Below are 10,754 nucleotides of genomic sequence, written 5' to 3' on the forward strand. Positions count from 1 at the left end.
GCACCGGTGGTGGCATCAGGGTCGGCCCCTACTCGACCCTGACGCCCGTACGGGAGCGCGTCACAGCCCCCAGGGGTCGCCGGAGGCAATATCAGGGACCTGCCAGGGTCGGGGCGGGTGCCGCGGAGGCGTACGGACCGTCACCATGGGGACATGACCGCTACCCAGGACGCCTCCCCAGGTGTCACGCCGCCTCCCGAGCCGAAACCGCAGCTGCACCGCAGCTCCCGGCAGAAAGTGGTGGCCGGGGTGTGCGGCGGGCTCGGCCGGTACTGCGACGTCGACCCGGTGATCTTCCGGATCGTGCTCGGCGTCCTCTCGGTGACCGGCGGCATCGGACTGATCTTCTACGGCTTCGCCTGGCTGCTGCTCCCCCTGGAGGGCGAGGAGGAGAACGAGGCGCGCAAACTGCTGTCGGGCCGGGTCGATGGAGCCTCGCTGATCGCGCTGGTCCTCGCCCTCGTCGGCTGCGGGCTGTTCCTCTCCATGCTGCACAACCGCGGGATGCTGGCCTTCGCCGCGATGCTGTCGCTCGCCGTCATCGGCTCCACCGTCTGGGCGCAACACCGCAGGACGACCCCGCCCGACGCCCCGCTCGACACGGCTGCGGCGCAGACGGCCGGGGGCACGGCGGGCCACGGTGCACCGCCGGAGGTGAAGGCTCCGCCGACGCCGGGCAGCCCCTCCTGGTGGCGCGATCCGATCGTCAAGGACGGCACCTCGGGCCCGATCGGGCCCGGCTATCTGTGGGGACCGCAGGACGCGGGGCCGGGCCCCCGGGCACCGGGAGCCCGGACGGCCACGCCGGATGCCCCGTACAGCGCCCCCTACCGTCCTCCGGGGACCCGGGGGCCGCGCTCGATCGGCGGCCTGGTCTTCACCCTCGCGCTGGTCGCGGGCGGCGTCGGCACGGGCCTGAGCTGGGAAAATCATCCGCTCGGGACGAGCCTTCAGGTCGGGCTCTGTGCCGCGCTCGCGGTGTTCGGGATCGGACTGCTGGTCAGCTCGTTCCTGGGACGGACCGGGTTCGGCACGCTCTTCCTGGCGGTCGTCACGGCCGGGCTGCTGGCCGGTGCGTCGGCCGTGCCGAAGGACATCGGCACGGACTGGGTCCGCACGGAGTGGAGTCCGGCCTCGGTCGCGGCGGTCCAGCCGCGGTACGAGCTGGGCTCCGGCGTCGCCAGGCTCGACCTGTCCGAGGTCGTCGTCCCCGTGGGCGACACCGTCGTTACGGAACTGGAGGTCGGCGCGGGCCGCGCGGTCGTCGTCGTACCGAAGGGTGTGACGGTGAAGGTGGACGCCGAGGCGGGCCTCGGGGACATCCAGCTGCCGGCCCAGAAGCCCGACGACGTGGATGTGGGCCCGGACCAGACCCGGAAGCAGACCATTGCGCCGCCCGGCGGCGCCGAGCCGGCCGGCACGGTCGAGCTGAGACTGGAAGTCGGCATCGGACAAGTGGAGGTCATCCGTGCTGCGTCATGAGTTCCGGCCGGGCCGCGCGGTGGCGGGCGTCGTGATGCTCGCCCTGTCCGCCGGATACGCGGCGGACGCGGCGGGTGGGTGGGACGTTCCGTGGACGTTCTTCTTCCCGCTGTTCTTCGGCGGCCTCTGGCTGGCTGCGACGGCTACGTGGGTGAGTTACAGGGTGCGCCGGCGCCGCGCCGCGAGGAAGGCGTCCGCGGAGAACGCGGCGGCGCCGGCCAGCACCAGCGGCAGCCAGGCCATGAGGTAGATCAGGTCGTTGCCGTAGTAGTAGGGCTTGGTCTGCCAGCTCACGGTCAGCCACAGGCTGAGCGAGATCATCGCTCCGCCGAGCGCGGCGAGCCGTGCGAACAGTCCGAGGAGGGTGCCGATCCCGACGAAGAGTTCGCCGATCGCGATGGCGTAGCCGAAGCCCACCGGGCTCTTGAGCGCCAGATCGACGAGCGCCGGAATCGCGGACGAGTCCCGCACCGCGTTCATCATCTCGCCGATGGAGCCGGTGCCGTCGGCGGACATGAAGCCGCTGTCGGTCAGCTTGTCCAGACCGGCGTAGACGAAGGTGACACCGAGGAAGATCCGCAACGGCAGGAGCGCGTGCTGTCGCGCGCGGTCCCGGAGGCTGCTCGGTTCGCTCAGTCCGTAGGTGTTTCCATAGCCGTTCATGGCTGACCCGCCTTCCATTGACCCGTCACCAGACGATACGTACGCGGGGATCGTGCTGCTCACCGGGTGTGGGCCGGTCAGCAACCATCCCTGGCCCTGGGCACCAGCGCCCACGTCTCGGCCACCGTCGTGGCCACGTCGGGCACCTCCAGACCTAGTACCCGCAGACTCTCGGCGATGTCAGTGACGGTGGTGTTGAGGCGGTGGGCGCAGAGCAGGAGGTGTTCGAGGCTCACGGGCTCGTCGAGAGGCAGCCACTCGCCGTTCTGGGCGGCGTCCTCTCTCAGCATGAGCAGGTCGTCCAGCCGGGGCTGCTCGTGCGAATGGTCCTCGGGCACGATGTCGGCGCCGGCGGCCCTGAGGTGTCTGGCGATCTCGTACGGAGAAAGACGCGAGAGACACGAGACGATCCGGACGAAGGCCGGACGGACGGAGAGGTCTTCGCGGATACCGCCTGAGAGCCTGTTCATGCCCACGGTGTACGCGGTGTAGCGGTGCAGCATCGCGTCCAGCCAGGAACCCTCGCTTCCGTGGATCCGGTCGCCGGTCAGGGTCTGGACGCCGATTCCCAGGAATTCCAGCCGTGAACGGGCCTCGTCCACCGTCATCCGGGCCGCGTCCGCCGCGGCCACCACATGACGGCAGGACACCCTGGCCGGACCATCCACCCAGGCCCGATGGGGGTCACCGTCCTCCTTCAGCAGGATCCGGTCGGTGTCCTGTGCCTCGGGGAGACAGTCGCGCCAGGCATCGGGGAGGGCCAGTCCTCTCAGCCGCATCGCTTTCACGGTGGTGTCGAGGTCCCATCCCAGATCGGCAGCCACCCGGATCACATGGCCGAACGGGACCTCTTTGCCCCCGGTCTCGACGCCGGTGCCGTACCCGATCCAGCGTCCCGCCAGCTCCCGTTCCGTCCGCTCGTCGAACGGCTCGAAAGGGGACTCGGACGGAAGGTCGGCCACCGTCACGCCGAGGGCGCGCAGCCGGTCCCTTACGGCAGTGACGGGCCGTCCGAGACGGCCGGCCCTGATCGTCATATGGGCGACGGGCACCGGAGTGCAGGGATCGAGGCCCCGTCGGCGGCCGCTGTCCGAACTGCGGGCGTCGGTCAGCAGCAGCAGATCGTCCTGACCGAGGGCATCCGGAATGTCGCCGAAGGGGACATCGACCCCGAGGTCGCGCAGCCGCCGCGCGACCTCATGAAGCGGCATGTCCTCCGTCCCCCTCAGGGCATGCAGGTCCAGCATCGTGGCCGGCTTCCGCAGATCGAGCCGCTGTTCACCGGCGGCCGGGAGGACGAGAAGCTCGGCGTCGGCCGGCGAAGGCTCCTCGCCCTCGGCGATCTCGGCATCCACGCGGGAGCCGTACGCCTCCAGCAGCCGGGCAGCACGGACCTTCGTGCAGTTCTTCACATGTGCCATGCGGTGGACATCCGCGAGGGAGGACACCGGAGGGCTTCCGTTCGGGCCCGGCCGGCTGAGCCGCCAGCCTTCGCTGAGCTCGCGCAGGCGGGAGAGGCGCGGGTTGTCGTAACCGTGCTTCGCCAATATGCGGAGCACCTCGTGGACGGTCAGCCCATGTGCCTCCGCCAGGTCCGCGACGGCCCCGCTGTCGAGGCCGGAGGCGATGCTCCAGCCCATGTTCTGCGCACCGGCCGCGCGGAGCAGCGTGGTCTCGACCGATTGCGGATCCAGGAGCACTGCGCAGAGAGAGGTGCCGTACCCGAGGTCCTGGAGCAGGCCCAAGACCTCCTCCAGGGCCGACGGCTCGTAGTCACCGCACACGCTCAGCAGCGCGCGTGCGCCGATGCGGCCGCCCGGGGGGACGAACGGCCGCACGCCATCGCCGTCCACGCTGGTCAGCCGGCTCAGATCCGAGGCGCTGAGGGCAGTGGTCCGGTCCGTCAGCGGGAGCCGCAGGCCGAGTTCGGCGAGGCGCCCGGCCGCCCACTCCGGTGACTCGTGGAGCCTCTGGGCACGCTCGTACAGGACGCCGGGGGCGACCCATCCGTCCCACAGGGCGGAGACCTCCCGCGTCCCGCTCGACTGACGCCCGAGGAGCTCGGAGTCCGAGGGTGCCGCCGGGCGCAGACGTACCCTGCCCAGGTCCTCGGGACAGGTATCGCCCAGCGCAGCACGGACGTCTTCGGGGAAGTGGGCGGTGTAGCGCCAGAACGCGAGATGGCCGGGCAGATGGCCCGTCAGTTCCTGCGTGTTGTAGTCGGCCCTCGGCCGTCGCCGTTGCCGGCCCCCCACCCACAGCGCCCGCAGCTCACGGTCCCCCACCAGATATCCGGTCCGGGACAGTGCGGCGACGCCGCTGTCCTCGTAGGCGAGCTCCGCGCCGACCCTGACCAGGCCGGTGACGACCGCGTCGGCGATCCGCGGCTCGTCCTTCGCGAGGCGCTCCAGCCACGGTTCCGTGAGCAGTGTGCTGTTGCTCAGCGCCTCTGCGGCATCCTTCTTGCCGAGCAGCGAGAAGACGGCGGGAGCAACCTCGTCGAGGATTTCGGACCGGTTCACGGAGAGCCGTGGCAGGCCCTTCTTGCCCGACACCAGGAGCACCGGACCCCGGAGATTGACGACGGCCCCACGCACCTCCAGCCCGCCCGTCTTGCTCCGCGCCTCGGGGCCCTTCCCCCGGAACCAGTGCCCCCGCACCGCGATGCCGTCGACCAGCAGCGCCCCACCGCGCTCGCACCAGAACACCTTGCCGCCGTCCACCGGAACGATGGCCCCCTCGGCCTTGATGGCCGGGTCCGTCCCCGTATCGGGTTTACTGCCGTACTCCTCCGGCTCCCAGGTCTCCGCATCGCTTTCCTCGTGTTCCGCCACCGTGTGGAAGCGCGCCACGCCCAGCACGGACCTCAGCACCTTCACGCACGAGAAGTTCTTCAGGTCCTCGCGCAGATAGAGGCGGATACGGGTGCCGCAGTCGTCCAGGACGAACTTCGGGTCCTCCTGGCACTGGGCCACCTGGAAGAGGTGTTCCGGCCCGTCGATCGTGACGCGGAGCGCGGTGGGCTCCGGGTTGCCGTCGGGCCTGAACTTGCGCGTGATCACTTCGATCTCGTCGGCGATCATGAAGTAGCTCAGGACGCCGATGCCGAAGCGACTGTTCTGCTGGATGGTGATGCCGCGCTGCCGCCAGGCGAGCATCTCCTCCTGGAACGAGCTCAGATGGGAGAGCCGGGCCCCTCCCTGCGCGAAGGAGTGGAGCAGCTCACGGCGGCCCATGCCCGAGCCGTTGTCGACGCAGTCGACGTACCAACGGCCCCGGGCGCGGTCGAACTGCTGCGTGAACTCGATCCCGCCCCGCCAGCCCGGGGTCTCCCCCTGCTTCGCCAGGACCTGTTCCCTGGCCTCGCGCACCTGGCAGGCGTCCATCGCGTTCTGGTAGAGCTCGCGGATGGCGAGATGGCGGTCCCCGTACAGCGCCTCGCCGGTGAGCAGATCGCGTACGCGCGTGGCGTCGAGGCCGAACCGGGTGGCGATCGGATAGAACCGCGGCTCCCCCGTCTCGCGGTCCAGCTCGGGCTTCACCTCGATGTCCGACGCGCGGCTCGGCAGATCGGCGAGCCCGGGAATCCGCAGATTGCTGCAGAACAGTCCGTCCAGGGCCTGTACCTGCTCCTGGAGGGCGACCATCAGCGCCTGGTGGCCGCACTCGGCCGCCAGCGTCAAGGTGCCCCTGTTCTCGGTCGGCATGGACCACTGGGCGCCGTCGACGGAGAGCCGTACGCGCACCAGCCCGATGGGCTCCCGGCCTCCCAGGTGTTCGACGAGGACCGAGGGGAGTTCACTGCGGTCGAGCGCCATGAGGCGGGCGACGCAGAGCATGAGCCCGACCCGCTGGTAGGAGGGTTCGTCCTTGCGTGCCTGCGCCGCCAGGACGGGCGGTTCGGCCAGCACACCGCCGCCGTGCCGCATGGCCCGGAACAGCCAGGACACGATCGGCGGGCTGCACTCGTCCTCCAGCTCGTCGGTGCCCTCCAGCATCGTCCGGAGGAAGTGGACGAGTTCGCCGGAACGGTCGTGCGCGTTCCCGGGATCGCAGCGGGTCTGGTGCAGCACCCATGCCTCGGCGACCCTGCGGTCCCGCTGCGAGGCCCCGGAGACCACCTGGCGGTCCGCCCGCGGGCCGCCGGCTCCGCCACCGGGGTCGGTCTGCCGCTGGAGCCGCGGGTACTGGTCCCACTCGGTCCGCAGGTCGCGGTAGTCGGCCCGCGCCGCCAGCCGGACGCGGAAGCCGAAGTACAGCGCGGGCGCCACCGCGAGCAGCGCCGCCTCGGCCGGGGTGAACGCGGCGACTTCCGCGCGGTCCACCAGCTCCGCCAGACGTTCCGAGGTCCGCAGGTCCGCTTCCCAGTCGAGCCACGGGTCGTCCCGCAGCCCCTCCCGCTCGTCGGCCAGCTCACGGTCGAGCGTGCGGACCACGGTCTCCGCCTGTGCCCGCCACTCCTCGGCCTCCAGCGGGTCGGTGACCTTGGCCCACACCGGGTGCTCGCGCACCAGCCGGACCCGCCGCCCCTCGGTGGACCGTTCGGGCAGGACGACGAACCGGGGCCCGCCCGCCTCGCCGCCGAGCCGGGGCACCTGCGGGGGCGGCGGATTCGACTGCCGGGTACGGAGATCGGCCATCGCGGATTCCAGCAGGGCGCACAGCCGGTCGGCGAGGAGTTCGCCCTGGGCGTCGGCGAGCACCTCCCGCATGGCCTGCGTGAAGAGGCTGAAGCGGGCGCCGTCCGGGCCCGCGACGGCTGCGGTCCGGTCCGGCTCGCACGCCATCAGATAGCCGAGCTTGTCCGTGCCGGCGGGCACCTTGAACGCGCTACCGTCGTCCTCCAGCCGGTCGCGGCAGGCGTCCACGACGAAGAGGACCTGTCCGGCCTCGCTCCGGCCGGCCTGCTCCGCCCAGTCGCCCTCAAGGTTGACGTTGGTCGTCGAGAGCGCCTGCTCGCTCCAGGTCTCCACGGAGGAGTCGGTCCCTGCGAACCAGTGCTGCCCGGCGTGGTGAAAGCCGTGACCGCTGAGGAAGACCATCAGATGCTCGCCGTCGCGCCCGTCGGCGATGAACCGGCCGATCGCCTGGACGAGTTCCTTGCTCTCGAACTTCCGGCAGCCGCTCGCCGGATCGATCGCGTAACCCTGGTCGGTGAGCGCGCTCCGCAGATCTCGGTACTCGTCGTCGAGGTAGTCCAGCGACTGCCAGGCCGTGGAGACGTACTCCGGTACGAAGAGGAGCAGCGCCCGGTGCGAAGGGCCCGTCCCGGTCGGATGTGCTGTTGAGCTGTCCACTGTCATACCGGTCACGTATCCCGTCGCCGCCGCCTGCCCGACTCCTGGAATCGTACTGGCGGTGGGCCAACCGGTGTATCTCCGCGCACAGTTGTCAGTCGGTCACATCGATGACGACCCGGTTGGTCTCCACTCCGGCCGCGGTGACGACCTGGACGTCCACGACGCCCGGCTCGACCTCCACGGGCACCGGCACGGTGAGCACGGTGTCGGTCGGGTTGGCGAAACCTCCGGCGACGGGGATCAGCGGGACGTGGACGTGGACCCGGCCGATCCTGACGACCATCCGGGCCAGCCGGTCCGGGCTTCCCGCCCCGGGCGGTACGAAACCGGCGCCGCGGATCTCGATGTCGTCCCCGGTACGGATCGGGGCGTCCAGGTCCCCGGCCTCACGGGTCCGTACGACGGAGAGAATGACCGGACGGCCGCCCTCCGCGTACTTCCCCGCGAAGTACGTCGCGGCGGAGACCGCCACCAGGAGCGCAAGCCCCCAGGGCAGATCGGGCAGTTGCTCGGGGCGGCGGGCCAGCCGGACCGCCGCGAACAGTACGGCGACGGCACTGACGAGCACGTACTGCACATCCGTGAAGCTGCCGCGCCCGGAGTCGTCGGTGAGCAGGTCGGCGGCGCGCGGCCGGTCGGCCTTCAGCTTCTGCAGGCGCTGCGCCAGGACGCGTACGGTCACCACTCCCCGTACGAGGACGGCGACGGCGCACACCAGCGCGAGCACGGTCAGCACTCCGGCGGAGCGCACCAGGTCCAAACCCTCGATGAGCTCGTCGCGGTCCGCGTGCGCGGAGGCGCCCGCCAGCTGGAGTGCGAGGACGAGGACGGAGAAGACGGCGAGGAGCACCCAGGACGCGGCGACGGTACGGGAGGTGGAGAGCCGGTTGTCCTCGCCGATCAGCGGGGCGAGGAGGCCGCCGCGGGCCCGGTGGAAGCGGGCGGCACCGGTCAGCAGGCCCGCGGTGACGAGTCCGGCGACCAGACCGGCGGTGCGGGCGGTGGACCAGCCCGCGCCGATGGCGGTGGCGGTCTCACCGATGACGAGGGCGCCGACCCCGCCCCAGACGATGAACAGCGTGCGCTGCCAGACCTGGTGGAGCCAGGCGTCGCCCGCCTCCCGGCCCCGGTCGGCGACGGTACGGGCCGATTCGGTCAGCTCGTCCGACACCCACTGCCGGGACGCGGAGGCCGACTGGGCGACCCCTGCGGGCAGTCCGTTGCCGGCGGCCAGTTCGTCCCGTTTGGCGAGGAAGGCCGCGACCGCTCGCCTGTGCCCTTCGCGTGCTCCGTGCGGGCAGTCGCCGCACGTACAGCCACCGCCGTGCGTGCTGCTCTTTCTCGCCTCGTCCAACGCCACGGAGAACGCCGCCCTTTCCGCTCAGTTCCGGATCAACTCGCCTGCAATTTCTGCGAATTGTGCCGTACGGGGCAGCCGTCGCCCGCATCGGGGCGAAGGGGCAGCGCGTTTCGTCAGAATGTGCGACTGATCCGCTGCCACAGGGGCTGGTAGTTGATCCAGGCCACGAGGTCGCTGCCGAGCTGTTCACGAGTGGCGACGGCGTCCCGGTGCTCGATCAGGACGGGCTTTCCGGCGGCCCGTGCGGCCAGCTGGACCTGGCAGGAGCGCTCCATCGTGAGGAACCACCAGGCAGCCGCGTCCACCGAGTCCCCTACGGTCAGCAGTCCGTGGTTGCGCAGGATGATCGCCTTGTGGCCGCCGAGCGCGCTCGCGATCCGTCGGCCCTCGTCCTCGTCCACGACCACGCCCGTGTACGCGTCGTAGAGGGCATGGGCCTCGTAGAAGGCGCACGCCTCCTGGGTGATCGGCTCGATGAGTTCCCCGAGCGTGGAGAGGGCCCGCCCGTGCAGGGAGTGGGTGTGCGCGACGGCGACGACGTCCGGGCGCGCCCGGTGCACCTGGGCATGCACGGCGAACGCCGCCTGGTTGACGTGGAAGCGCCCCTGGATGACCTGGCCGTCGCCGTTGACCAGGATCAGGTCCTGCGGTGCGAGGTCCTCGAAGGGCGCCCCGAAGGGATTGACCCAGAAGCAGTCCGTGAGCTCCGGGTCCCGCGCGGTGATGTGCCCGGAGACGCCCTCCTCGTACCCGTACTGCCCGAACAGCCGCAGCGCACCTGCCAGCCGCTCCCGGCGGTACGCGCGCTCCTCGCCCGGCGACGCGTGGACGGGTGGCATGGCGAACTGCAGCTGCTCGACAGGTAGGGGTGCGGGCGTGACGGTCGGCTCGGACATGGCGGCTCCTCTGGGCTCCCAGGGCGTACGGAAACGGAAGTTACCGCCGGTCGCCCCAGGTGACCAGAGCGATCACGCACCGATTCGGGTACGGGTCAGGCGCTCAGCACGAGGTAGGCGAGGCCGAGCGTTCCCCGGTAGCCGCCGTAGTAACCGGTGCGGCGGGCGTCGACAGCGGCGACGACCCCGTCGTGCAGCGGATGCGTGGGGTTCGCCAGGGCCCAGCGCTCGCCCCGCCCGATGTTGGCGTTCGACTCGAAGAGGTCCCATTCCCGCTGGTCGGCGACGGTCACCTGGAGCGGGCGCAGTCCGGCGGCCTCGGCCTGCCGGATCAGTCCCAGCAGAGTGGGGAAGTCGCCCGGTTCGGCTTCCAGTGCCTCCAGTACGGCGGCCGATGGCTCCTTCTCCCAGAACCCGTCGCCGAACAGCACCCGACCACCGGGGCGCACGGACGCCCGCAGGGCCTTCAGCGCCTCCGGGGTTGAACCGGGCCAGGCGTGCGCGGCACCGATCGACACGGCCAGGTCGTAGTCGCCACCGGTCCATTCGGCGGCGGGCACCTCGTGGAAGCGGACCCGCTCGGCGAGGCCCCGCTCCTCCGCGAGGCGCCGCCCGCGCTCCACGGCTTCCGGGTCGGTCTCCACGCCGTCGCCGGTGGCGCCGGGGGCGGCCTCTACGAGCCGCATCAGCAGCTCGCCCCAGCCGCTGCCGAGGTCCGCGACCCGCGCCCCTTCGGCGGGATCGCAGGCGGCGACCAGCTGGGCGGCGTGTTCTTCGGATAGCGGGGTGTTCCAGGTCAGACGGTCGTTGTGGGCGGCGGACATCAGGGTGCGGATCTCATCTGCGGACATGAGCGCGGAGCCTTGCACGGGTCCGCGGGCGGCGCCACCGGTTTTCGGATCCGCCCGGAACGCGCCGACGCCGCCGCGGTTCGACGAATCGCCGGGGGCCGCCGTCGACGGAGATGGTTCCCGCGTCGGGCGGGTGGACCCCTGTGAGCACCTTGATGAGGGTGGACTTGCCGGCGCCGTTCTCGCCCATCAACGCGTGGAC

Annotated in this window: 7 protein-coding genes and 1 pseudogene; 2 read left to right on the forward strand and 6 right to left on the reverse strand. The window is 71.2% G+C overall.

Annotated elements, in window-relative coordinates; all coding sequences use genetic code 11:
* The first annotated feature begins 153 nt into the window (after positions 1-153).
* Complete coding sequence (locus ACFT7S_RS26055) at positions 154-1,482, forward strand: PspC domain-containing protein (RefSeq protein WP_382735797.1); 1,329 nt, start codon at positions 154-156, stop codon at positions 1,480-1,482.
* Positions 1,469-1,732 (forward strand): hypothetical protein, encoded by a 264-nt coding sequence (locus tag ACFT7S_RS26060; RefSeq protein WP_382735799.1) that lies wholly within the window; start codon positions 1,469-1,471, stop codon positions 1,730-1,732. Before ACFT7S_RS26055 ends, ACFT7S_RS26060 begins: the two co-directional genes overlap by 14 nt.
* On the opposite strand, the gene ACFT7S_RS26065 is transcribed toward ACFT7S_RS26060, so the two are convergent.
* The 6 genes and pseudogenes from ACFT7S_RS26065 to ACFT7S_RS26090 all read right to left on the reverse strand — a co-directional run.
* A complete protein-coding gene (locus ACFT7S_RS26065) occupies positions 1,639-2,145 on the reverse strand; it encodes a DoxX family protein (RefSeq protein ID WP_382735801.1) in 507 nt (168 codons plus the stop codon). The genes ACFT7S_RS26060 and ACFT7S_RS26065 overlap by 94 nt on opposite strands.
* 77 nt (positions 2,146-2,222) lie before the next feature.
* Positions 2,223-7,448 (reverse strand): caspase family protein, encoded by a 5,226-nt coding sequence (locus tag ACFT7S_RS26070; protein WP_382735803.1) that lies wholly within the window; start codon positions 7,446-7,448, stop codon positions 2,223-2,225.
* Between the two features lie 88 nt (positions 7,449-7,536).
* A complete protein-coding gene (locus ACFT7S_RS26075; protein WP_382735805.1) occupies positions 7,537-8,805 on the reverse strand; it encodes a hypothetical protein in 1,269 nt (422 codons plus the stop codon).
* Positions 8,806-8,918: 113 nt separating this feature from the next.
* A complete protein-coding gene (locus tag ACFT7S_RS26080) occupies positions 8,919-9,701 on the reverse strand; it encodes a class II aldolase/adducin family protein (protein WP_382735807.1) in 783 nt (260 codons plus the stop codon).
* 95 nt (positions 9,702-9,796) lie between these two features.
* Entirely contained in the window at positions 9,797-10,552 is a 756-nt protein-coding gene (locus ACFT7S_RS26085) for an SAM-dependent methyltransferase (protein ID WP_382735809.1), read from the reverse strand.
* A 76-nt stretch (positions 10,553-10,628) separates the two neighbouring features.
* Positions 10,629-10,754, reverse strand: a pseudogene (locus ACFT7S_RS26090) (ATP-binding cassette domain-containing protein); the annotation flags it as partial.

Source organism: Streptomyces sp. NPDC057136 (assembly GCF_042670885.1).
GTDB lineage: Bacteria > Actinomycetota > Actinomycetes > Streptomycetales > Streptomycetaceae > Streptomyces.